The 23285-nt window shown below is 59.0% G+C and carries 15 protein-coding genes and 1 pseudogene; 8 read left to right on the top strand and 8 right to left on the bottom strand.

The features are described 5' to 3' along the window. Positions 1-187 precede the first annotated feature (187 nt). The 3 genes and pseudogenes from GKZ67_RS08460 to aspA all read left to right on the top strand — a co-directional run bounded on the left by GKZ67_RS08460 (position 188) and on the right by aspA (position 5149). Entirely contained in the window at positions 188-1975 is a 1788-nt protein-coding gene (locus GKZ67_RS08460; RefSeq protein ID WP_173241919.1) for an alpha-amylase domain-containing protein, read from the top strand. A 63-nt stretch (positions 1976-2038) separates the two neighbouring features. Next, positions 2039-3538: an alpha-amylase gene (locus tag GKZ67_RS08465; RefSeq protein ID WP_173241920.1), complete on the top strand. Its 1500-nt coding sequence runs from the start codon at positions 2039-2041 to the stop codon at positions 3536-3538. 187 nt (positions 3539-3725) lie between these two features. Further along, positions 3726-5149 (top strand): annotated as a pseudogene (gene aspA / locus GKZ67_RS25065) (aspartate ammonia-lyase). Between the two features lie 82 nt (positions 5150-5231). Here aspA and GKZ67_RS08475 read toward each other — a convergent pair. Further along, complete coding sequence (locus GKZ67_RS08475) at positions 5232-5801, bottom strand: DUF3109 family protein (RefSeq protein WP_173241921.1); 570 nt, start codon at positions 5799-5801, stop codon at positions 5232-5234. Positions 5802-5950: 149 nt separating this feature from the next. On the opposite strand from GKZ67_RS08475, the gene GKZ67_RS08480 reads away from it, so the two are divergent. From GKZ67_RS08480 to murA, 3 genes are all read left to right on the top strand, one after another. Beyond that, complete coding sequence (locus GKZ67_RS08480) at positions 5951-8197, top strand: ATP-dependent helicase (RefSeq protein WP_173241922.1); 2247 nt, start codon at positions 5951-5953, stop codon at positions 8195-8197. Positions 8198-8281: 84 nt separating this feature from the next. Next, positions 8282-9043: a DUF4290 domain-containing protein gene (locus GKZ67_RS08485; protein ID WP_173241923.1), complete on the top strand. Its 762-nt coding sequence runs from the start codon at positions 8282-8284 to the stop codon at positions 9041-9043. Positions 9044-9124: 81 nt separating this feature from the next. Further along, on the top strand, positions 9125-10432 hold the full coding sequence (gene murA / locus GKZ67_RS08490) for a UDP-N-acetylglucosamine 1-carboxyvinyltransferase (RefSeq protein WP_173241924.1): 1308 nt from the start codon (positions 9125-9127) through the stop codon (positions 10430-10432). A 134-nt stretch (positions 10433-10566) separates the two neighbouring features. On the opposite strand, the gene GKZ67_RS08495 is transcribed toward murA, so the two are convergent. From GKZ67_RS08495 to GKZ67_RS08525, 7 genes are all read right to left on the bottom strand, one after another. Next, entirely contained in the window at positions 10567-10905 is a 339-nt protein-coding gene (locus GKZ67_RS08495; protein WP_173241925.1) for a phage holin family protein, read from the bottom strand. Positions 10906-10945: 40 nt separating this feature from the next. After that, complete coding sequence (locus tag GKZ67_RS08500) at positions 10946-12040, bottom strand: agmatinase family protein (protein WP_254245158.1); 1095 nt, start codon at positions 12038-12040, stop codon at positions 10946-10948. 114 nt (positions 12041-12154) lie between these two features. Then, positions 12155-12781 (bottom strand): chemotaxis protein CheC, encoded by a 627-nt coding sequence (locus tag GKZ67_RS08505; RefSeq protein ID WP_173241926.1) that lies wholly within the window; start codon positions 12779-12781, stop codon positions 12155-12157. 44 nt (positions 12782-12825) lie between these two features. Next, positions 12826-14520 (bottom strand): chemotaxis protein CheA, encoded by a 1695-nt coding sequence (locus tag GKZ67_RS08510; protein WP_254245159.1) that lies wholly within the window; start codon positions 14518-14520, stop codon positions 12826-12828. Positions 14521-14697: 177 nt separating this feature from the next. Then, the gene (locus tag GKZ67_RS08515) at positions 14698-15078 is read right to left on the bottom strand and encodes a response regulator (RefSeq protein ID WP_151088694.1); all 381 of its coding nucleotides are present in this window, start codon (positions 15076-15078) and stop codon (positions 14698-14700) included. A gap of 75 nt (positions 15079-15153) precedes the next feature. After that, complete coding sequence (locus GKZ67_RS08520; RefSeq protein ID WP_173241927.1) at positions 15154-15759, bottom strand: chemotaxis protein CheW; 606 nt, start codon at positions 15757-15759, stop codon at positions 15154-15156. A gap of 74 nt (positions 15760-15833) precedes the next feature. Continuing rightward, positions 15834-19646, bottom strand: coding sequence for a HAMP domain-containing protein (locus GKZ67_RS08525; RefSeq protein ID WP_254245160.1), 3813 nt, complete (start codon positions 19644-19646; stop codon positions 15834-15836). 222 nt (positions 19647-19868) lie between these two features. On the opposite strand from GKZ67_RS08525, the gene topA reads away from it, so the two are divergent. Further along, complete coding sequence (gene topA / locus GKZ67_RS08530; RefSeq protein WP_173246605.1) at positions 19869-22346, top strand: type I DNA topoisomerase; 2478 nt, start codon at positions 19869-19871, stop codon at positions 22344-22346. A 99-nt stretch (positions 22347-22445) separates the two neighbouring features. Beyond that, positions 22446-23285: a DUF4846 domain-containing protein gene (locus tag GKZ67_RS08535; protein ID WP_173241928.1), complete on the top strand. Its 840-nt coding sequence runs from the start codon at positions 22446-22448 to the stop codon at positions 23283-23285.

The raw sequence follows: 23285 nt of genomic DNA on the forward strand, positions 1-23285 counted from the left end.
AGAAAATATGCCTTATAATTCATTTTTAGCGGTAAAAAGGCTTAAAATCCAGCTGATTAGGCTACCACTTCACGTAGCGCTCATTTAAAGGAATTTTTAATTGATGCGACAAAAAATCCAAATTTTGTAGTGCTAAAGCGCAAAATTTCCGCTAACATTGCGGCCTACCTTTCCCACCCTAACCAACATGCTAACACCCCTACCCGGGGCCACGCGCCTGACTGGCGCGCTGGCTCTGCTATTACTCGCGGGCTGCGCCAAAGATGCAGCGGCCCCCAGCGCCCCGGCCACGCCGGTCCGCGCTACTTCCTCCAACGCCTCGGCCGTGCCGGGCACCATGATGCAGGGCTTTTACTGGGACGTACCCCAGAGCACCAGCGGCCAGACCTGGTGGCAGGTACTCGGCGGCCAGGCGGCTGAGCTGAGCGCGGCTGGCATCACCGCCATGTGGATACCACCCGCTTATAAGGGCGCAGCCGGCGGCTACGACGATGGCTACGGGGTATACGACCGCTACGACCTGGGCGAGTTCAACCAGAAAGGCTCCGTAGCTACGCGCTACGGCACCTTGGCCCAGCTGCAAAGCTGCGTTTCTGCGCTGCACGGCAAGGGCATCCAGGTCTACGAAGACATGGTCATGAACCACTTCATGGGCGCCGATGCCCAGGAGAGCTTCACTTATAACGGCACCAACTACAACGTGTACACCAGCTTTACCTATCCGGCCCGGGCCAATAAGTACAGCACTTACCAGTGGCACTACTACAACTTCAACGGGGCCCAGCAGGCGCCTAACAATGGCTGGTACCAGTGGAACCCCTGGGACTTTCAGTCTTACAACAATGGCGACGCCTACGACAACCTCATGGGCTGCGAAGTGCGCTACGCCGATGCCAACCAGGTCAATGAGACGGTGAAGTGGGGCAACTGGATGACCACCACCCTGGGCCTGGACGGCTACCGCATCGACGCGGGCAAGCACATGCTCACTTCTTTTCTGAATACCTGGTTTGACCAAGTGAAGGGCTCGCGCTTTGCCGTGAGTGAGGTGTGGTTTAACAGCGTAAGCGAGCTGAACAGCTACGCCTCGGCTACGGGCGGGCGCACGAGCTTGTTCGACGTGCCGCTGCACTACACCTTCAAGGCCATGAGCGATGGCAATGGCTCGTGGGATATGCGCGGGCTGGAGTTTGCCGGCTTCACCGAATCAAACGGCCCGCTCTCCGTGTCGTTCGTCGATAACCACGACACCGATAACCAGGGCGGCTTGTACTCGCCCATCGTCAACCTGAAGATGCTGGCCTACGCCTACATCCTGACCCGCGAGAAGGGCTACCCCTGCGTCTTCTACAAAGACTACTACAACTACGGCCTCGGTGCCCAGATTAAAACCCTGAACCTCATCCGCCAGGCCCACGCCTACGGCTCGGGCTACGAGTATACCAGCGCCGATGACGCCGATGTGTACGCTTACTCGCGCGCCGGCGATGCCAGCCATACCGGCCTGCTCACGCTGCTCAACGACGGTAGCAGCAACGCCACCAAGACCCTTACCACGCCCTTCAAAAACGCGACGCTCACCGACCTCACCGGCAACACGGCCGGCACGGTAACTACGGATGCGAATGGTACCGGCACGTTTGCCGTTAACTCGCGCTCCTACGCGGTGTGGGTACCCCAGCCGACTACGGCCGTGACGTTCAACATCAACTACAGCAACACGGTATCGGGCCAGAACCTGTACATCGTGGGCAGCACCGGCCAGCTCGGCTCGTGGAACACGGCCAACGCTATCCAGCTCAGCGGCGCGGCTTTCCCCAACTGGACGGTAACCCTGCCCCTGACCGTTGGCATCGGCGTGCAGTACAAGTACTTCCGCAAAGACGGCTCGGGCAATATCCTCTGGGAAAATGACCCCAACAACTCGCTCACGCCGGCCGGCACTACCCAAACGGTAACCGACACCTGGCATTAATTCTTTGACCGGGCCGGCATGCTGCCGGCCCGTTTTTTCTTTTTCCCACCCAATTTTCTTTTCATGTCCCATTTTTTACGAGGCGCTACCCGCGCATCGCTGGCAACCACGCTTTTGCTGGCTGCCTGCGCCAAGGAGTCGACGACTCCGACCGCCCCCGCTCCCGCTGCCCTGAGCAGCAGCAACGCCACGGCCGCCAACGGCGTGATGATGCAGGGCTTTTACTGGAACACGCCCCAGACCAGCTCCAGCGGCCAAACCTGGTGGCAGGTGCTGGGCAGCCAGGCCACCGAGCTGAGCGCAGCCGGCATCACGGCCCTGTGGCTGCCGCCCGCCTACAAAGGCAGCGGCGTGAACGACGTGGGCTACGGCGTATACGACCGCTACGACCTGGGCGAGTTCAACCAGAAAGGTACCGTGGCTACCCACTACGGCACCCTGGCCCAGCTGCAAAGCTGCATCTCCTCGCTGCATGGCAAGGGTATTCAGGTGTATGAGGATATGGTAATGAACCACCTGACCTCGGCCGATGCGCAGGAACAGTTTTCATACAACGGCACCAACTACAACGTGTACACCAGCTTTACTTACCCCGGCCGGGCCAACAAGTACAGCACTTACCAGTGGCACTACTACAACTTCAACGGCACTCAGCAGGCGCCTAACAATGGCTGGTACCAGTGGAACCCCTGGGATTTTCAGCCCTATGCCAACGGCCAGGCGTATGACAACCTGCTGGGTTCGGAAATCCGCTACGCCGATGCCAACCAGGTCAACGAAACCATCAAGTGGGGCAACTGGATGACGACCACCCTGGGCCTTGATGGCTACCGCCTCGACGCGACCAAGCACATGCTCACTTCGTTTGTGAACAGCTGGCTTGATAACGTGAAGGGCAGCAGCGGCCGCTTCGCCGTAAGCGAAGCCTGGTTCAGCAACCTCACCGACATGAACAACTATGCCTCGTCCACGGGCGGGCGCACGAGCCTGTTCGACGTGCCGCTGCACTACACCTTTCAGGCCATGAGCAACGGTAACGGCAGCTGGGACATGCGCGGGCTCGAGTTTGCCGGCTTCACCGAAGCCAACGGCCCACTCTCCGTGTCGTTCGTCGATAACCACGACACCGACCAGTCGGGCGGTGGCTTGTACTCGCCGGTAGTCAACCTGAAGATGCTGGCCTACGCCTACATCCTGACCCGCGAGAAGGGCTATCCCTGCGTCTTCTACAAAGACTACTACAACTACGGCCTCGGCGCGCAAATCAAGACCCTCATCGGTATTCGCAAGGCTAATGCCTACGGCTCGGCCTATGAGTACACCAGCACGGATGATGCTGACTACTACGCCTATTCCCGCGCCGGCGACGCTACCCACAAGGGCCTGATGCTGGTGCTCAACGACGGCGGCAGCACCCAGAGCCGGGGCATTACTTCGCCCTTCAAAAGCGCCACGCTCACCGACAAAACCGGCAACTACGGCGGCACCATTACCACCGATAGCAACGGCTACGGCAACTTCCCGGTCAACAGCCGCAGCTGGTCGGTATGGGTACCCAACTAGTACCAGCTTGCCCAATAATCCGTTGAAGCGGGCTAAGCAGCTTGGTTCAGCTGCCTGAGCGTAAGTCTCGCTTTCTTTTCCAAACTGCCCCCTGCGTCCGCCTTTTCGGCCGGCAGGGGCAGTTTACGTTATAGTTCAACTTACTTTGTCGCGGTTTCCCACCTGCTCACTTCCCCTGCTCCCATCCATGATTGTTACTTCCCCCACGCAAGCAACCCGCCTCGAACACGATTTTCTGGGCGAAATGGCTATTCCTGATAACGTCTACTACGGCATCCAGACGCTAAGAGCATTAGAAAACTTCTATATCACTGGCATTCCGATACGCACCGAGCCACTGTTTGTGCAGGCGCTGGCATTTGTCAAGAAAGGGGCGGCGCTGGCCAATAAGGAGCTGGGCGTGCTCGACCCCAACATTGCCGACTTCATCGCGCGAGCCTGCGACCGCGTGGCCGGCGGCGAGTTCGACAATCAGTTTCTGACCGACATGATTCAGGGCGGGGCCGGCACCTCGGTCAATATGAATGCCAATGAGGTAATCGCCAACGTGGCCCTCGAAATGATGGGCCACCAGAAGGGTGACTACCAGTACTGCCACCCCAACAACCACGTCAACTGCTCGCAAAGCACCAACGACGCCTATCCTACAGCTTTCCGCATTGCGCTCAACAACAAGCTCGCCGGCTACCGTGACACGCTGGCTGAGCTGGCCGATGCTTTTTTTGCGAAAGGCCAGGAGTTTCACAACGTGCTCAAAATGGGCCGCACCCAGCTCCAGGATGCCGTGCCTATGAGCATGGGCGACGAGTTTAACGCCTTCGCCACCAACCTGCGCGAGGAGCTGCTGCGCATCGACGACTCACGCCGGCTCATCTCCGAAATCAATATGGGCGCCACGGCCATCGGCACGGCCGTAAATACGCCGCCCGGCTACGCGGGCCTCGTAACCCAGCACCTACGTACTATTACCGGCCTCGACCTAAGCCTGGCCGGCGACCTCATCGAAGCTACCTACGATACCGGGCCTACGTGCAGCTCTCGGGCGTGCTCAAGCGCACGGCGGTGAAGCTGAGTAAGATATGCAACGACCTGCGTCTGCTGGCTTCGGGCCCGCGCGCCGGCTTGTTTGAAATCAACCTGCCGCCCTTGCAGCCCGGCTCCAGCATCATGCCCGGCAAGGTAAACCCCGTAGTACCCGAGGTAGTGAACCAGACGGCCTTCTACGTTATCGGCGCCGACCTCACCGTGACCATGGCCGCCGAGGCCGGCCAGCTGCAGCTCAATGTAATGGAGCCGGTTATCTCGTTCGCGCTGTTTACCAGCATCTCCTACATGACCAACGCCTGCCGCACGCTGCGCGAAAAATGCGTGCTGGGCATCACCGCCAATGCCGCCCACGCCGCCAGCATGGTGTACAACAGCATCGGCATCGTAACGCAGCTCAACCCCGTGCTCGGCTACGAAACCAGCGCCAGCATCGCCAAAGAAGCCCTGGCCACTGGCAAGTCGGTCCACGATATCGCCGTAACCGAGCGGGCATTGCTGACCCAGGAAAAGTGGGACGAGATTTTCACGTTTGAGAACCTTATCCGCCCGGTGTTTATGAAGTAACAGTAGCGTGAACTCTGCGAGTCCGCGCGTGGAAACGTTGCCCAACGACGCCACGCACGGACTCGCAGAGTTCACGCTACTGTTACGCCGTCGGGTTTTCAATCTCCCGCGCCAGCTCGGCGTACCAGGCCGCGCCATACTTGCGCTCCAGCGGCTCCTGCAAGAACTTATATACCGGCACCCCCAGCTTGGCCCCAAACGAGCAGGCCGGCGAGCAAATGTCCCAGCGGTCATAGTTCAGCGCCTCAAAACCCTCGTACTTCGTCACCCGAATCGGGTATAAGTGGCAGCTAATCGGCTTCTTAAACGTCGTGGCGCCCGCCAGATAGGCCTGCTCGATGCCGCATTTCAGAATGCCGCGCTCATCATAGAGCGCGTAGGCACACTCGCGGTCATTGATAGTGGTGGTGCTATAATCGCCCTCCCAGTCTTCAATATAAAGCCCCTGAGCCGCAATGGCCTGCTTGCCGGCCTCGGTCAAAAAAGGCTCAATCTTCGGGTATTCGCTCTTGAAAATCTCCAGCTCGGCCAGCTCCAGCGGCGCGCCCAGGTCGCCCTCCACGCAGCAGGCACCCTTGCAGGCATCGAGGTTGCAGACGAAGAAATTCTCCGCTACGTCGTCGGAAATAACGGTATTTTGGATAACAATCATAACGCAAAGCGAATTTATCGACGATAGAAAGCCGTTAGTAAAGCGCGGCCGGGTGGCCGCGCTGCCTAAAAATGGTAGCACAAAGATACCGCCCTCCCACCCTGCCAACTTATCTTTGTCAGCTAGCCGCTCTCCGGCGGACTTTTCGTATGGCTTTAGATTATCACGCTCTTTTGAATCCCTCGCAGGCGGCCGCCGTGCTTCAGACGGAAGGCCCCTGCATGATTATCGCCGGTGCCGGCTCGGGCAAAACGCGGGTGCTTACCTACCGCATCGCCCACTTGCTGGAGCAGGGCGTTGACCCGTTCAACATCCTGGCCCTCACCTTTACCAACAAGGCCGCCAAGGAGATGCGTGCTCGCATTGAGAAGGTAGTGGGCCCCAACGCGCGCAACCTCTGGATGGGCACTTTCCACTCGGTTTTTGCCAAGATTCTGCGCTCCGAGGCCGACCGTATCGGCTACCCGCGCTCGTTTACCATCTACGACACCCAAGACAGCAAGACGCTCATCGGGCAGATTGTGAAGGAGTTGGAGCTCGACGATAAGCTCTATAAAGCCAGCACCGTGCTGGGCCGCATCTCGGCCGCCAAAAACAAGCTCGTGTCGGTGCAGCAGTATCTCAACGACCCGGTTATCAAACAGGACGATGAGGCGGCGCTGCGGCCCAAAATCGGGGTGCTCTACCAGCAGTACCAGCAGCGCTGCTTCAAGGCCGGCGCGATGGATTTCGACGACCTGCTGTTCCAGACCAACGTGCTCTTCCGCGACCACGCCGATATTCTGAATAAATACCAGAATAAATTCCGGTTTGTGATGGTAGACGAGTACCAGGATACGAACTACTCGCAGTATTTAATTACCCGCAAGCTGGCGGCTAAAGAGCGTAATATCTGCGTGGTAGGCGACGATGCCCAGAGTATCTACGCGTTTCGCGGTGCGGATATTACCAATATTCTCAACTTCGAAAAAGATTATCCCGAGCTGAACGTATTTAAGCTGGAGCAGAATTATCGCTCCACGAAAAATATTGTCTGGGCCGCTAATTCGGTTATTAAAAACAACCAGGCGCAGCTGCGCAAAGACGTTTTTTCGGACAATGAGGACGGTAATTTAATTGAGGTAATTAAAGCCGCTTCCGACAACGAGGAAGGCAAATTAATTGCCCAGTCGATTTACGAGGACAAGATGAATCAGCATCTATCCTACGATAATTTTGCCATCCTCTACCGTACCAACGCCCAAAGCCGGGCAATGGAGGAAGCATTGCGAAAGCTGAATATTCGCTACAAAATTGTGGGCGGCCTGAGCTTTTACCAGCGTAAGGAAATCAAGGACTTAGTAGCTTATTTACGGCTTACGGTTAACCCCAACGACGAGCAGGCGCTGCGCCGGGTCATTAATTATCCCAAGCGCGGCATCGGCGACACCACCATCAGTAAATTAATTAACGCGGCCGAAGAAGCCAACCATACCATTTGGGAAGTGGTGAGCAATGCCGACCAGTTTTTGCCGGCGCGGGTATCGAACCCGGTGGTAGGCTTCGCCGAAAAAATCAAGAGCTACACCACCGTAGCGGCCAAGGAAGATGCCTTTGAGGCAGCCAAATTCATTGCCAAAAACTCGGGCATGATTGAAGAATTGTACGCCGACAAGAGCATCGAGGGCTTGTCGCGCTACGAGAACATTCAGGAGCTACTCAACGGCATCAAGGAATACGTCGACGACCACGAGCGCGAGGATAAGTCGCTGGGCGCCTTTTTGCAGGACATTGCCCTCGTCACCGACTCCGACCTGAAGGATGCCGCCCAGGAAGGCGAGGCCGTGACGATGATGACCATTCACTCGGCTAAGGGTCTGGAGTTTCGCAACGTATACATCGTGGGCATGGAGGAAAATCTTTTTCCGAGCCAGATGATGATTACCTCGCGGGCCGACCTGGAGGAAGAGCGCCGGCTATTTTACGTCGCCATCACGCGGGCCGAAAAGAAGCTGACGCTCAGCTATGCCACCTCGCGCTACCAGTGGGGTAACCTGCGCTCGTGCGAGAAGTCGCGCTTCCTGGATGAGATTGACCCACAATACCTTAATGTAAAATTTGCCGCCGCGCCAGCCGTAGGTGAGTCGCCGTTTCAGCACGTATTTGAGCGCCGCTCGAACCTGGTAGCCGCCCCGGTGCGCAAGACGGTGCCCACCAAGTACGTAGCGCCGGCCGACTTTCAACCCTCCGATACGAGTAACTTGCAGGCCGGGCAGCGCGTGGAGCACGCTAAATTTGGCTTCGGCAAGGTAGCCACGCTCGAAAAGCAGAACGGCACCGTGAAGGCGATTATTCTGTTTGAAGAAGTAGGCGAAAAAACCCTGTTGCTGAGCTTTGCCAAGCTGCGGGTGCTGTAGCGCGGAGTTTCGCAAAGTCTGCCGTTAAAACTTTGTGAAACTCTGCCAACTCTGCGAAACTCCGCGCTTAATTAGTATAAATCAATGCAAGAAATTCCCACTACCCTGCCCTTCCACCTGCAACTGCTGGTGCGCGAATACGGGCAAAGTACCTACCAGCTCATTCAGGGTCTGGCCCAGATTGAAGACGTAGCGGAGCGCACGCGCCGTGCCGCCGGCATTGTGCAGCTGATGCTCCGCCTGCGGCCCAGCCTGCGCGACCAGCCCGACATTCAAAACCGCCTCTGGAACCACCTGCACGCGCTGGCCGGCACCGACGTGGCCCTCGATGCGCCCGTGCCGCTGACCCCGCCCAAGCTGCACACCGAAAAGCCCCGGCGCGTGGAGTACCCACGCCAGGCCCCGAAGCTCAAGGCCTACGGCCGCGGCGTGGAAGCGCTGATTGCCAAGGCCCTGACGCTGCCCGATGCCGCCGAGCGCGAGCTGGCCGCCGCTCAGATTGGGCGCACCATGAAGTTTCTGTACCGCCAGCACAACAAGGAAAACGCCAAGGACGTGACCATTATCCGGCACCTGAGCGAGCTATCGGGCGGCGAGCTGAAGCTCGATGCCCAGGTAGTAGCCGACCAGGGCCTGTTTGAGCTGGCGGCCCTGCCGGCTGCTGCAACGCCCAGCGCACCGGCCCGTACCAATGGCCAGCCGCGCTTTGAAGGCAGCCGCGACCGCGATAACCGCGAGCGCCGTCCCGACCGGCCCGAAGGCAGCAATGGCTTCGGCAATGGCAAGAAGCGCGATAAAAAGCGGGGCAAGAAATTTCGCTCCGAACCCCAACAGCCGCCGCAGTAGCTTTGCAGCTTCATTGGCCGGGGCCGCTCAGGTGCCAGGCCAATTTCTCACTGCTCATTGTTAACTGTTAATTAAAAGAGAATGGCTGCTTTTGAAGTACGCGGCGGACGGAAGCTGCACGGGGAAATTATACCCCAAGGGGCTAAGAATGAGGCGCTCCAGATTCTGTGCGCGGTGCTGCTCAGCTCAGAGCCTATCACCATCAGCAACGTGCCCAATATTCGGGACGTGAATAAGCTCATAGAGCTGCTGCGCGACCTGGGTGTGAAAGTAGGCCAGCTGACGCCGGACACGTACATATTTCAGGCTGAGGATGTGCGCCTCGACTACCTCGATACGCCTGAGTTTGTGGCCCAAGCCCGCGAGCTGCGCGGCTCGGTGATGATACTTGGCCCGCTGCTGGCCCGCTATGGCCGCGCCCAGCTGCCTAAGCCGGGCGGCGACAAGATTGGCCGCCGCCCGCTCGATACGCACTTTATCGGCCTTGAGAAGCTTGGAGCTCAGCTTACCCTCGAAGGCACCGACTTCTATCGCCTGCATGTGCCCAAGGGCAAGCTGCAAGGCGCCTCGATGCTGCTCGACGAAGCCAGCGTAACCGGCACCGCCAACATCCTGATGGCGGCCGTACTGGCCGAGGGCACCACCTCCATCTACAACGCGGCCTGCGAGCCGTATTTGCAGCAGCTCTGCCGCATGCTGGTGCGCATGGGCGCTAAGATTCAGGGAATTGGCTCCAATCTGCTTACCATTGAAGGGGTAGAAAGCCTCGGTGGTACCGACCACCGGATGCTGCCCGACATGATTGAGATTGGCTCGTTTATCGGCCTGGCGGCCATGACGGGCTCCGAAATCACGATTAAGGACTGCCAGATTCCGGAGCTGGGTATCATCCCCGACACCTTCCGCAAGCTGGGTATTGAGCTGGAGTTTCGCGGCGACGATATCTACATTCCGGCCCAGGAGCATTATCAGATTGGCACCTACCTCGACGGCTCCATCCTGACCGTTTCGGACCATACCTGGCCGGGCTTTACCCCCGATTTGCTGAGTATTATTCTGGTTGTGGCCACCCAGGCGCGGGGCACGGTCCTCATTCATCAGAAAATGTTCGAGTCGCGGTTGTTTTTTGTGGATAAGCTCATTGATATGGGCGCCCAGATTATCCTTTGCGACCCGCACCGTGCCACCGTCATCGGCCTCGACCGTCATAAGATGCTGAATGGCATTACCATGACCTCGCCCGACATTCGGGCCGGTGTGGCCCTGCTCATTGCCGCGCTGAGTGCCGAAGGCACCAGTAAAATTCTCAACGTGGAGCAGATTGACCGAGGCTACCAGAACATTGACGAGCGCCTGAACGCGCTGGGCGCCGATATCCGGCGGGTATAGCAAACCAGCCCAATGCCAAAAAGCCCGGTCGCTTCTCGAAGTGACCGGGCTTTTTGGTGAACCCCTTATTGCGCGGGCTACTGGTCTGCCCCAGGGGTTCCTCCCGCGCGCAGCGGCCGGCAAGCGGCTGTAGCTTAGTCCACCACCATGTCTACCACGGTTGTGACCAGCGACAGCGCCAGACTAAAAATCAAAGTGCTCACGAAGCCGGTTACGGCAAAGCTGGTCATTAGAAAGTCCGCCAACTTAACTATTAGCACGTTGATTATCAGCAGGAACAGCCCTAAAGTCAGGACCGTAATAGGAAAGCCGATAATCTTGAGCACCGGCTTCACGGTGGCGTTGAGCAGCCCCATGACGATAACCAGCAGCGCGGCGCTGCTTACGCCGTCGAGCCGCACGTTTGGCAATACCTTGGCCAGGCCATACGTAAGCAGGGCCGAAAGCATAAACTTGATAAGAAGCTTGCCCATAGCGCAAAGCAGTGCAAAAGAGTGGGAAATGAAGAAAAAGCTAGTCGGCCGACGACTCCACGCCCTTCGCTGCCAGGCGGCCCTGCGATACGGCCATCCAGTTGCAGAGCTGATACAGCAGGCGGGCACCCACGATGCCATTCCACTCGGTATCGCCGGGAGCTACCTCATTGAGGTCGAGGCCAATAATAGTGCGGCCTGAGCGCACTATCTGGCGTAGCAGGTATGTGGCCTCCTCGTACTCCAGCCCGCCGGGCACCGGCGTGCCGGTGCCCGGGCACAGCTTGGGGTCGAGGCCATCTATATCAAAACTGATATATACCTTCTGCGGCAGCTGCGCGATAATCTTACCGCACACCTTCTTCCAGGACTTCTTAGCGAATTTCTCTTCGCTCATAAACCGCTGCCCAAACAGTGCCACGCGGCCCACCGAATGCTCAATCAGGTCGGCCTCCTGCTGGCACATGTCGCGGATGCCCACCTGCACCAGCTTCTTCACCTGCGGCAGCTCCAGGGCATTGTACATAATGCTGGCGTGCGAATACTGAAAGCCCTCGTAGGCGGGGCGCAGGTCGCAGTGCGCGTCTATCTGTAAGATACCAAACTCACTGTGGCGCTCGGCCAGCGCGTGCAGGTAACCCAGCGGCGTGCTGTGGTCGCCGCCGAGCACGGCTACCGCCTTGCCGGCATCCAGCAGGGCACCGGTCTTAGCCTTCAGCCACTGAAGTAGCTTCTGGCCTTCGGCGGTAATCTGGGCAGGCACCTGGCCATGCTTCGCGGCCCCACGGGCCGGCTGGCCGGCTTCAAGCCAGCCAATGTAATCGGCGGCCACGGGGCGCAGCTCCCGGCTGGCTTGGGCAATAGCTTCGTCTTCCTCCTCCATCGCCAGCCCAAGCTTCCAGGCTTCCGGCAATTCGGGGTCGTAGAGGTCAACTTGTAATGAGGCTTCGCGAATGGCCGCCGGGCCTTGCGCCGTGCCGGCACGGTAGCTCACCGTTACTTCCCAGGGCACGGGCACTACAACAACCTGGGCTTCTTCGGGGGTGAAAGGAAGGCCAAATAAACCACCAGCGGCATCGCCGAGGGCATTTGGGTCAAAATTGGCAATCTTTTGCGCGAGCGAAATTTGGGACACAGCTAAAAAAGAACACCAAGCGACTGGCGCTTGGTGGGGTTAAGAAATATGACGTTACAGCCAAAGCAAGCAATGAAATGGCTATTGGACCAATAAATGCTATTTAATATATTGTTACGTTGCCGACTGTGCTTTTCCCAAAAAATCGTACGTCCGGATAATTTCGAGGATTTTCTCAAACGTAGCCCGGTCAAAAAACAGCATCAGCGGCAGCTCAACCGAATTTTCCTTATCGGAAAACTGCGTGATTACGGAGAAGATAAGCGGCTGCAGGGCCGACGGGTCGGGCAGCAGGTTTTGGAGCGCTTCGGCCAGGTCACCGGTGGGCGCCATCGGTGGCGCGCCGTAAATATTGGCTTTTAGAATGTTCGCCAGCTGAGTTACCAGGGCGCCGGTGATAATATTGCTTATCTCGAGCAGCAGCGACTCCTGCAGCTCGTTGAGCTGCAGCGAGTCGGACATCTGCATGCGGAGGCACACCCGCGAAAGGCGCTGCACGTGCTGCCCGGAAAAGAACATAAACGTCGAGCCGTTAAAATCGCCCCGGATGTCGCTCTGAATGGCTACGTAGCGGGCCTGGTAATCGCGCACCCGGTCAATAATCTCGCTGCTGGGCAGCAAGTCCAGGTTCGGAACCTCCAGCATCACGCGCTCCTGTGCAATCACGGCAAAGCTGTCGGCCGCCCGGGCCAGACCGATGTTGAGGATTTCGCGGATAATATCGCTCTCTAACTCATTCATTGATAAATTCATAACAGCTAAGTGCGTGGCGACAGCAGCGGGAGTCAGCAGGGTAATACGAAAAACGGCAGAAAGTAGCCAATATCAAGGACGTTTGGCCAGGAACAGACGAGTAAGGGCCGGCACGTCCAGCACCAGGCACAGCTGCCCGTTGCCCAGTAACGTAACGCCCCGAAGAGGTCAATGGTATCGAGTGGCTTGCTCAACGACTTCACCACAATATTCTGCTGACGCAGAAAGCGGTCGATAAGCAGTCCCAGCCGACGGTTGTTGTAGCTGACTATCAGCACCTGGTGCAAGCCGCCGTCTGTTGGCAGGTCGGCGCGCGTAGCGCGGGGCAGCTGCTCATCACCTTCGGCATACAAGAGCTGCCGTAGAGGCACGATGGGCACATTTTCGTCCTGCACGCGGGTCATCAGCAACCCGCCGACGGCAAAAATCTGGTCATTAGCCAGGGCCAGTACCGTATCGGTATGCAGGAGCGGCACGGCATAGGCCCGCTCTTCCAGCTCTATCAGCAGCGCGCCTTTAACCGCAATAGAGGTTGGCAGCACCAGCGTAAACGTGGTGCCCCTGCCTAATTCAGAATTTACCCGCAGTTGCCCACCCAGCGAGTCGATGGCCAGCTTAACCACATCGAGGCCTACGCCCCGACCCGAAATATCCGTTATCTGCTCGGCCATCGAAAAGCCGGGCTCAAAGAGCAGCGCCCAGACCCCCTGCTCATCGAGCTGCGCCGCCGCCTCAGCCGACAGCAGGCCTTTGCGCACTGCTTTGCGGCGCACGGCTTCGGTATCGATGCCCCGGCCATCGTCCTGCACCTGCAGCAGCACGTCGTCGCGCTCGGTCAGGGCCGAGATACTCAACTGACCAGCCGCTGGCTTGCCAGCGGCCTGCCGCGCGGCCGGCTCCTCCAGGCCGTGGCTTACGGCATTGCGCACAATATGCAGCAGCGCATCGGTGATGAGCTGCAACACGTTGCGGTCAATCTGCACGTCCTGGCCGGCCAGCGTCAATTCTACCTGCTTGTTTTCGGTAGCGGCCACGTCGCGCACTACCCGCGGAAACTTGTTGAGCAGCACCCCCGCGCCTACCAGCCGCACATCCATCACAGAGTACTGCAAGTCGTCGGAGATACGAAACAGGTGCCGGGCGGTGGCTTGCAGCGCCGAGTGGCCCAACTCCTCGGCCAGCGTCAGGATGCGGTCGCGGTCAATTACCAGCTCTCCTACCAGGTTCAGGAGGTTGTCAAGCTTCTTAACCGGAATATAGACTAAGTCCGATAGTTCCAGCTTACGGGCCGCGTCCGAATCTACTTCTTCCTCGGTAGGCGCCGCCTGGGTTTCGACCGGCTCTTCGCCCTTTATAAGCAGGTCGAGGTTGTCGAGCAGGCCTTTCGCCTCGCCCGAATCCTGGCCCGAGCCTACCGCCCGAATCATAGTACCGAGCACATCTACGGCCCGGAAGGTCAGCGTTACCAAAGCCCCGGTAAAGGCCCGCTCCTGGCTTCGAATCTGGCCAAAGAGGGTTTCCATCTTATGGGCAACCTCGCCCATATCGACAAAACCCATAGCCCGGGCATTTGCCTTGAGGTTATGCATGAGCCGAAAGAGCTCGTTGAGGGCAGCTATATCCTGCGGGTTGCGCTCCAGCTCACTCAAATGGCGCGACATGGCGTCGTAATACTCCAACGCCTCGGCCATGAACAGCTCACGGTACTCTTGTTCTCGTGATTTCATAACCGACTCCCCAACAAATAGCTATGGCCTGCCCGCTCGCGCAAGAGCCACCCACAGGCAGCTGCCTTCGGAGTGCCGAAGCCAACCGGCATCCGCAGGCCGGTACTATGCGCAAAAAAAGTGAGAGAAAGCAAGAGCTGTAAAACGAACAAGCGTTAGATAAAACCAACGAATAACCTATGCCAGCGAGCTGTCGCCCTGTAAGGCGGAGCCTACTATCTCAAGCACGCGCTCTTCGGAGAATGGCTTGACGATATAGGCCAGTGCGCCATTTTCAATGGCTTCGTTCACAATAGTTTCCTGGCCTACGGCCGAGCACATCACCACTTTGGCATCGGGCTGCTGCTGGCGAATACCCTTGAGCACGTCGAGGCCGGTATTATCGGGCAGAATAACATCAAGGGTAATCAGGTCGGGGGTAGTAGCCACTGCCATTTCCAGGGCCTGCTGGCCGTTGGCTGCTTCACCCACTACGTCGTAGCCGGCATCGGTGAGCATATTCTTGAGCATCGTCCGCATGTAGAACGAGTCATCGACGATGAGAATCCGCTTATTCATGTATACCTGAAAATCTAGAGAGTGAAGAGGAGAATAGAAGGAAAGCCGAAACGGACAGGGTTCCGGCTGGCTCCTCTACGTCTGTTGGGGCTTAGAGGGTGCATCGTGCGTCGCACGACTGGCTTTGGCTGGCCGAGTAGTCGTTTCGCCCGGCCGGCCGGGCAAGCGCATTATCTCGCTGGGTGATAATAGCTTAGGCATATCAAGGACAATAATGACGCCATTACCGTCGGGAAGCTTTGCAATGCCCTCCAGGTATTTTTCCCGCTGGGCAGTATCCTGCACAAACTCCGGGGCAGGCTCAATCAGGCTCACCGGCACCGTTACCGGGCGCGGCACTTCCCGCACCATCAGGCCCAGGGTATAATCGGGCGCTTCGACAGCCAGTGTATAGGAAAACTCGGGCACCGGCCGGCCAGCGGGGCGGAGCTGAAACCGCTCTTCCAGGTCTACAATGGCAATAATGTCGCCCCGTAAGTTGGCAATACCCTTTATGAAAGGTGGAGTTTTGGGCATCCGCACTACATCCGGGGTAATGGTTACTTCCTTCACCTGCTCGATGCGGATGCCATAATCCTCATCACCGAGGCGAAAAACGATAAGCTGGACAACGGCCTCGGGAGCAGCCGGAGCGGCCCGGCCCGACGTAGTTGCCGGGCGGGCAGCAGCAGAATCAGCCATGCACAAAAAATTAAAGCAGAGAGAAATTAAAAGCTGAGCCCCCTAGGGAGGAGGCGCTGGCCAGGGGCGGGATGCTACTTGGATTTGGGTCGATTACGGGGCCGTTCAGCTGCGGAGGCTTCCGGCTTGGCTTCCGGCTTAGCAGTGGCCTCAGGCTTGGGGATGGGTTTAGGCCGCCGCGACGCATTTTTGCTGGCGCCATTAGTCTGTGCTTCGGCGATGGCGGTTACGCGGCGCGTCCGGCCCGTAGTATTACCATTGTTGCTGCCGTTGGCTGTATGCGCTGACGAAGCCGCCGGGCTTTCGGTAGCGCGGGCAGCTTCGCCAGCACGGCGCGGCGCGGCGCGGCGCACTGCCGGCGAAGTAGCGGCCAATGCTGCTGCCTTTACGGGTGCCGTGCGGCGCAGTACACGACGCTGGGGCTCCGGCTCGGGCTCCGGCTCCGGCAGGTAGTCGAAGAGCTGGAAGGTTTCGAGGCCATCCTGGAGGTCATCCGCGATATCGGAGAGGCGCTGCGACGAGCTGGTCAGCTCCTGCATCGACGACGACAGCTGGCGGGCCGTGCCGGCTACCTGCTGCGTGCCGGTGGCCGTTTGCTCGGCAATGGCTACTACTTCCTCCACGTACTTCACCACGTCGCCAATTGAGGTCTGCTGCACGGCCGTGGCAGTGAGAATGTCGCGGGAGGTGCGTAGCGTTTCGCCGCTGCTGGTGGCAATATTCTTAAAGGCCGCGCTGGCCTCGAAGGTAGCATTCTTACCCTTCAGTACCCGGCTTTCCATGGCGCTGATGGCGCTGGCGGCGCTGGTCGTATCCTTCTTCACGTCTTCTACCAGCGTAGCAATCTCGTTGGCCGACTTACGCGAGCCTTCGGCCAGCTTGCGAATCTCCTCGGCTACTACGGCAAAGCCGCGGCCGGCCTCGCCGGCGCGGGCCGCTTCGATGGCGGCGTTCAGGGCCAGCAGGTTGGTTTGCGAAGCGATGTCAGTAATTACGCCCAGCGACTTGCTGATTTCCTGCGAGCGGGTCGACAGAACTTCGATGGTGCGGGAGGTCTGGGTAGCGGCGCTGGAAATCTCTTCCATGTTTTTTACCACTTCCGCTACCGTTTTCAGGCCCTGCTGCGAGGTTTGCTCACCCATGATAGCCGACTTGTTCACCACGTCGGCCTTGTTGGCCGTTTCCTTGGTGGCCGTCATGATTTCCTCAATCAGCTTAAAGGCCTGGTCGGTTTTCAAGGCCTGGTTCTGCGCGCCTTCGGCCATCTGCTGCATGGCCAGGGCCACATCCACAGTTACCCGGCTCATTTCCTGACCCTTATCTACCATTTCCTCTGAAGAGGTACCCACTACCTGCGCCGAATCGTTGATTTCGCCGAGCAGGGCGTTGAGGTTTTCCACGGCCAGGTTCAGGGCGTTCGACATGGCCGCGATATCGCCTGTAGGCTGAATCTCCACCATCTGCGTCAGGTCGCCTTCTGAGATGGCCCGTACCACGCGGCTTACTTCGAGTACCGGCAGGGCGATGCTCTCAATCAGGGCGTTCAGCGTATCCACCAGCTCTTTCCACGAGCCCGACACGCCGCCCACCGTGGCGCGCTCGGTGAGCTTACCCTCGGCCCCGGCTACGCGAGCCACGCGGCTTACTTCCGAGGCGAGACGGTTCAGGTCATCCACCATTCGGTTGATAGTCTGGGCCAGGTCGGCTACTTCGCCGGCCGCTTCCAGCATCAGCTTCTGGGTCAGGTCGCCCTGCGAAACCGCCGTTACAATTTTTACAATGCCGCGTACCTGCGTGGTGAGGTTGGCAGCCATCGTGTTTACGTTGTCCGTCAGGTCTTTCCACACGCCGCTTACGTTCGGCACGTTGGCCTGACCGCCCAGCTGGCCTTCGGTGCCCACTTCCACGGCCACGCGGGTTACCTCACCGGCGAAGATATTGAGCGAGTCCACCATCTGGTTGATGTTGTCCTTGAGGTCGAGCAGCTCGCCGCGCACATCTACCGATACTTTCTGCGACAAGTCGCCGCGGGCTACGGCCGTCGTTACGTTGGCAATGTCGCGCACCTGGCTGGTGAGCGAGGCCGCCATCGTATTTACGTTGTCCGTCAGGTCTTTCCAGGTGCCTTTTACGCCGGGCACCACGGCCTGGCCGCCGAGCTTGCCGTCGGTGCCTACTTCGCGGGCCACCCTGGTTACCTCGTCGCCGAATACGTTCAGCGAGTCCACCATCTGGTTGAGGTTTTCCTTAAGCTGAAGCAGCTCGCCGCGCACGTTTACCGTGATTTTCTGGCTTAGGTCGCCGCGGGCTACGGCCGTGGCCACGTTGGCAATGTCGCGCACCTGACTCGTCAGGTTCGAAGCCATCGTATTTACGTTATCCGTCAGCTCCTTCCAGGTGCCCGACACGCGGGGCACGTTGGCCTGGCCGCCCAGAATGCCTTCGGTACCCACTTCCCGCGCTACGCGGGTTACTTCGCCAGCGAAGATGTTGAGCGAGTCCACCATCTGGTTCAGGATGTTCTTCAGGTCGAGAATCTCGCCCTGCACATCCACCGTCATTTTCTGGCTCAGGTCGCCGCGGGCTACGGCCGTGGCCACGTTGGCAATGTCGCGCACCTGGCTGGTCAGGTTGGCGGCCATCGTATTTACGTTATCCGTCAGCTCTTTCCAGGTGCCACCTACGCGGGGCACCACGGCCTGGCCGCCCAGCTTGCCCTCGGTGCCTACCTCGCGGGCCACCCTGGTTACCTCGTCACCAAAGATGTTGAGCGAGTCAACCATCTGGTTCAGAATATTCTTTAATTCTAATATTTCGCCTTTAACGTTTACCGTCATTTTCTGGCTCAGGTCGCCGCGGGCTACGGCCGTGGCCACGTTGGCAATGTCGCGCACCTGACTCGTCAGGTTAGCAGCCATGTTGTTCACGTTGTCCGTCAAGTCTTTCCAGGTGCCCGATACGCCCGGCACGCTGGCCTGGCCGCCCAGCTTCCCTTCGGTACCCACGTCGAGGGCCACCCGCGTTACCTCGCCGGCAAACAGGTTGAGCGAGTCCACCATCTGGTTTAGGTTCTGCTTGAGCTGGAGCAGCTCGCCTTTCAGCTCAACCGTTACTTTCTGGCTCAGGTCGCCGCGGGCTACGGCCGTGGCCACATTGGCAATGTCGCGCACCTGACTCGTCAGGTTCGAAGCCATCGTGTTCACGTTATCCGTCAGCTCCTTCCACACGCCACCCACGTTCGGTACTACCGCTTGGCCACCGAGGCGGCCTTCCGTACCTACTTCCTGCGCCACGCGGCTTACCTCGCCGGCAAATACGTTCAGGTTGTCGATGGTGCGGTTGATGGTTTCGGCCATCACCTTGAAGTCGCCCGATACCGGAATCTGGAAGCTCTCATCCAGATTGCCCCGGCTGATGTTTTTCAGCACCTTACCTACCTCCAACACCGGCACGGCGATGGAGTCGACCAGGCCGTTGATATTGTTTATCATGTCGCGCCAGAAGCCAGCGGCTCCCTCGGCCGAGGCACGGGCTTTGAGGTTACCCTCTACCCCGGCCACCTTTGAAATGCGCGACACCTCCCCGCCTACCCCACCAATCATCTCCACCATCGAGTTGTAGGCTTCGGCGATTTCGGAGAAGATATCGTCGTTCTGCTTGGTCAGGCGCACCGACACGTCGCCTTTTTTAAAGGCGTCGAGGGCAAAGAGCACTCGGTTGAGCTGCTCGTTGACGTAGTCAGTATCGGTGAGCTCGGAGTTGCGGCCGGCCCCGCGCTTGCGGGTCTGGTCGGTGCGCACTACCGGCATCACGGGCCCGTCATCCGGGTTTTCGTCGTTGAGGTCGTAGTCTGGTTCGGAAGCGGGAGCTTTCTTGGCGGAAGCCATGTGGAGGGAAGCAGTGAGGGTGGGGCGAACCAGTGGCTCGCGGGGAGACTCAACAAAAGTAGGGCCGCGAAGCAATCCGACAATACTATCGCGGCAGTAAGGTAGCTTGCCGGCCGCAGTCAGCGCCTACCGTGCATCTTTGTGCCCGTTTTCAACTTTTCGGGCGGGGTGCGCGTTCTCAGCATCCCGGCAAAACCTTACCCCGCTCCTACCACCGCCTGCATGGTCAAGAATCTAGTTATCGTCGAGTCGCCCGCCAAGGCCAAAACCATTGAAGGCTACCTCGGCCCGGATTTCGTGGTGCGCTCCAGCTACGGGCACGTCCGCGACCTGCCCAAGGATAATAACGCCGTCGATGTGGCCAACGGCTTCAAGCCCACTTACGTGGTGGATGCCGACAAACGTGAGCTTATTTCGCAGCTCAAAAAGCTGGCTAAGGAAGCCGAGATGGTGTGGCTGGCCAGTGACGATGACCGGGAGGGCGAAGCTATTTCCTGGCACTTATCTGAAACGCTTAACCTCAAGGCCGACAAGACGAAGCGCATTGTGTTTCGCGAGATTACCAAGGCTGCTATCCTCAAGGCTATTGATAATCCGCGCGAGATAAACCTCGACCTGGTCAACGCCCAGCAGGCCCGCCGGGTGCTCGACCGCCTGGTGGGTTTTGAGCTGAGCCCGGTGCTGTGGCGCAAGGTGAAAGCCGGCCTCTCGGCCGGCCGCGTGCAGAGCGTGGCCGTGCGCCTGGTAGTAGACCGCGAGCGGGAGATTAACCAGCACAAATCGGCCAGCGCCTACCGCGTGGTGGCCCGCTTCGATGCGGGCCAGGGCACCACCCTGGAAGCCGAGCTGCCCACCCGCTACAAGACCCGCGAAGAGGCCGAAGCCTTTCTGACGCGCTGCATCGGGGCTACCTACAGTATTAATAGCCTCGATAAAAAGCCCGGCAAGCGCAGCCCGGCGCCGCCCTTTACCACCTCCACCTTGCAGCAGGAGGCCTCGCGCAAGCTGGGTTTCTCAGTGGCTCAGACCATGACGGTGGCCCAGAAGCTATACGAGGCTGGCCGCATCAGCTACATGCGAACCGATTCGGTGAACCTGAGCGAGGAGGCTCGCAAAGGGGCACGCGAGGCCATTGAGGCTGCCTATGGGGCCGAGTATGCCCTGGAGCGCCAGTTCAAAACCAAGTCGGCTTCGGCCCAGGAGGCCCACGAAGCTATTCGCCCTACCGACTTCAAGCAGGTGAAAGCCGGGGCCGATGCCTCGGAGCAGCGCCTCTACGACCTCATCCGCAAGCGGGCAATGGGCTCGCAGATGGCCGACGCGCAGATTGAGCGCACTACGGCCGCTATCGGTATCAGCACCCAGCCTGGCACCACGTTTTCGGCAACGGGCGAGGTGATTACCTTTGAGGGCTTCCTGAAAGCCTATGCCGAAAGCAAGGACGATGACGAGCAGCCCGCCGATGGCGAAAGCAGCTTCTCGCGCGGCCTGCCGCCGCTGAGCGTAGGCCAGCACCTGCCGCTGCAAACCCTGACGGCCACCGAGCGCTTCAGCACGCCGCCGGCCCGCTACACCGAGGCCTCGCTGGTGAAAAAGCTGGAGGAAATGGGCATCGGCCGCCCCAGCACCTACGCCCCCACCATCAGCATCGTACAAAAGCGCGGCTACGTCGAAAAAGACTCGCGCGAGGGCAAGGAGCGCAAGATTTACGCCCTGGCGCTGGTGGGCAATGAGGTGAAGACCGAGCAGCGCAGCGAAACCTACGGCGCGGACAAAGCCAAGCTTTTCCCGACAGATACGGCCCTGGTAGTCAACGATTTTCTGGTCGAGCATTTTCCCGCTATCGTAGACTTTCAGTTCACGGCCAAGGTCGAGGACGAGTTTGACCAGATTGCCAACGGGCGGGAGGAATGGGGCCACATGCTGGCCGGTTTCTACGAGCCTTTTCACAAGAGCGTGGAGCGGGGGCAGGACATTGAGCGCAGCACGCTGAGCAGCACCCGCGAAATCGGCCTGCACCCCGAAACGGGCGAGAAGATAACGGCCCGCCTGGGCAAATACGGCCCCTACGTGGCGCTGGGCGACACCGAGGGCGAAACCAAGCCCGCCTACGCCAACCTGCGCAAGGGTCAGTTCATTGAAACTATTACCCTCGAAGAGGCACTGGATTTGTTTAAGCTGCCGCGTGTGGTGGGTGAGTTTGAGGACAAGCCCATGACGGCCGCACTCGGCCGCTTTGGGCCTTACATCCGCCACGACAGCAAGTTTTATTCGCTTACCAAAGAGCAGGACCCGCATACCATAACGGGCGAAGAAGCCGTAACGCTCATCGAAGCCAAGCGTAAGGCCGACGCAGAGCGACTAATTAAGGAATTTGCTGAAAACCTCGATATTCAGGTACTTAATGGTCGTTTTGGGCCCTATATAGTAGCCGGCAAGAAGAACGTAAAGATTCCGAAGGGCGAAGAGCCTACCGAGCTTACACTGGAGCGCTGCCTGGAGCTGGCCGCCGCTACCCCCGACAAACCCGCCAAAGGTGGGCGCTTCGGCAAAAAAGCGGCTGCCCCGTCAGTCGAGAAAGAAGCTGACGCCCCGGCCAAAAAGACCGCCAAGGCCCCCGCTGCCAAGAAAAAAGCGCCCGCTAAAAAGCCCGCAGCGGCCAAGAAGGCAGCCGCCGCCAAGAAAACAGTATTGAAATAGCAAAATATTTCTACATATTATAGCCTGTAAATACCTCGCCTTAACCGGCAAGGTATTTACAGGCTATACTGCTTTACAGGGAGTCAGCGTTAATGGGCTATGACTTATCCGGAAATTGCGGCCTTTAGCCTGCTGGCGCTTTTACCTGCGCCGGCTACGCCCACTTACCCCTGGCTGGCAAGGCAGCCGCAGCCGGCAGAGTGCCTACAGCTGCGCTTTGTAGCTCCGGCGGGCTGCCAGCGCCTCGCGGTACGGCCTGGCTCGTGGGGCGAGTGGCTGCGCGGACTACCACTTCGACCCGTGGGCACGCCCGCCCGCCTTTACGATGAGCGCTTAAAGGATAATCAGGCCGTAGTGGCGGCCGTAGTTGATATTGACACCGGTACCAGGGACTTGCAGCAGTGCGCCGACGCCGTTATCCGGCTGCGGGCCGAGTATTTATTTAGCCAGTACCCAAACCGGATTCACTTTCACCTGACTACCGGCTACGACACCTGGTTTTCGGACTACCTGGCCGGGCACACGTTTCAGGTACACGGCGAAGAGGTAAAGGCAGCTACCAAGCCGGCCGAGGCGATTACGCACGCGGCCCTGGAACGCTACCTGCTGCCGGTGTTCGGCTACGCGGGCACCCGCTCGCTGAGCCGGGAGGTGCGGTCCGTGCCGTTGGCCGAAGTGCAGCCCGGCGATGTGCTGGTGCACGGCGGCCGCCCCGGCCACGCCGTGCTGGTAGTCGACGTGGCCGAAAACCCACAAACCGGCCGGCGCTATCTGCTACTGGCCCAGAGCTATATGCCAGCTCAATCTATCCACCTGCTGCGCAACGTAGCCCAGCCAAGGCTCGGCGCCTGGTTTGCCGTGCCCAGCCCGACCCAAGCCGAGTTTGAAACGCCGGAATGGACGTTTGCCAGCACAGAGCTGGGCCGATTTGAGGACTGA

The organism is Hymenobacter sp. BRD67 (assembly GCF_013256425.1).
GTDB lineage: Bacteria > Bacteroidota > Bacteroidia > Cytophagales > Hymenobacteraceae > Hymenobacter.

Coding starts and splice junctions, on each gene's coding strand:
- topA (WP_173246605.1), top strand. CDS start 19,869: ATGGTCAAGAATCTAGTTATCGTCGAGTCGCCCGCCAAGGCCAAAACC.
- GKZ67_RS08525 (WP_254245160.1), bottom strand. CDS start 19,646: ATGGCTTCCGCCAAGAAAGCTCCCGCTTCCGAACCAGACTACGACCTC.
- GKZ67_RS08510 (WP_254245159.1), bottom strand. CDS start 14,520: ATGAAATCACGAGAACAAGAGTACCGTGAGCTGTTCATGGCCGAGGCG.
- GKZ67_RS08475 (WP_173241921.1), bottom strand. CDS start 5,801: ATGATTGTTATCCAAAATACCGTTATTTCCGACGACGTAGCGGAGAAT.
- GKZ67_RS08465 (WP_173241920.1), top strand. CDS start 2,039: ATGTCCCATTTTTTACGAGGCGCTACCCGCGCATCGCTGGCAACCACG.
- GKZ67_RS08485 (WP_173241923.1), top strand. CDS start 8,282: ATGCAAGAAATTCCCACTACCCTGCCCTTCCACCTGCAACTGCTGGTG.
- GKZ67_RS08505 (WP_173241926.1), bottom strand. CDS start 12,781: ATGAATGAGTTAGAGAGCGATATTATCCGCGAAATCCTCAACATCGGT.
- GKZ67_RS08515 (WP_151088694.1), bottom strand. CDS start 15,078: ATGAATAAGCGGATTCTCATCGTCGATGACTCGTTCTACATGCGGACG.
- GKZ67_RS08480 (WP_173241922.1), top strand. CDS start 5,951: ATGGCTTTAGATTATCACGCTCTTTTGAATCCCTCGCAGGCGGCCGCC.
- GKZ67_RS08535 (WP_173241928.1), top strand. CDS start 22,446: ATGACTTATCCGGAAATTGCGGCCTTTAGCCTGCTGGCGCTTTTACCT.
- murA (WP_173241924.1), top strand. CDS start 9,125: ATGGCTGCTTTTGAAGTACGCGGCGGACGGAAGCTGCACGGGGAAATT.
- GKZ67_RS08460 (WP_173241919.1), top strand. CDS start 188: ATGCTAACACCCCTACCCGGGGCCACGCGCCTGACTGGCGCGCTGGCT.
- GKZ67_RS08520 (WP_173241927.1), bottom strand. CDS start 15,759: ATGGCTGATTCTGCTGCTGCCCGCCCGGCAACTACGTCGGGCCGGGCC.
- GKZ67_RS08495 (WP_173241925.1), bottom strand. CDS start 10,905: ATGGGCAAGCTTCTTATCAAGTTTATGCTTTCGGCCCTGCTTACGTAT.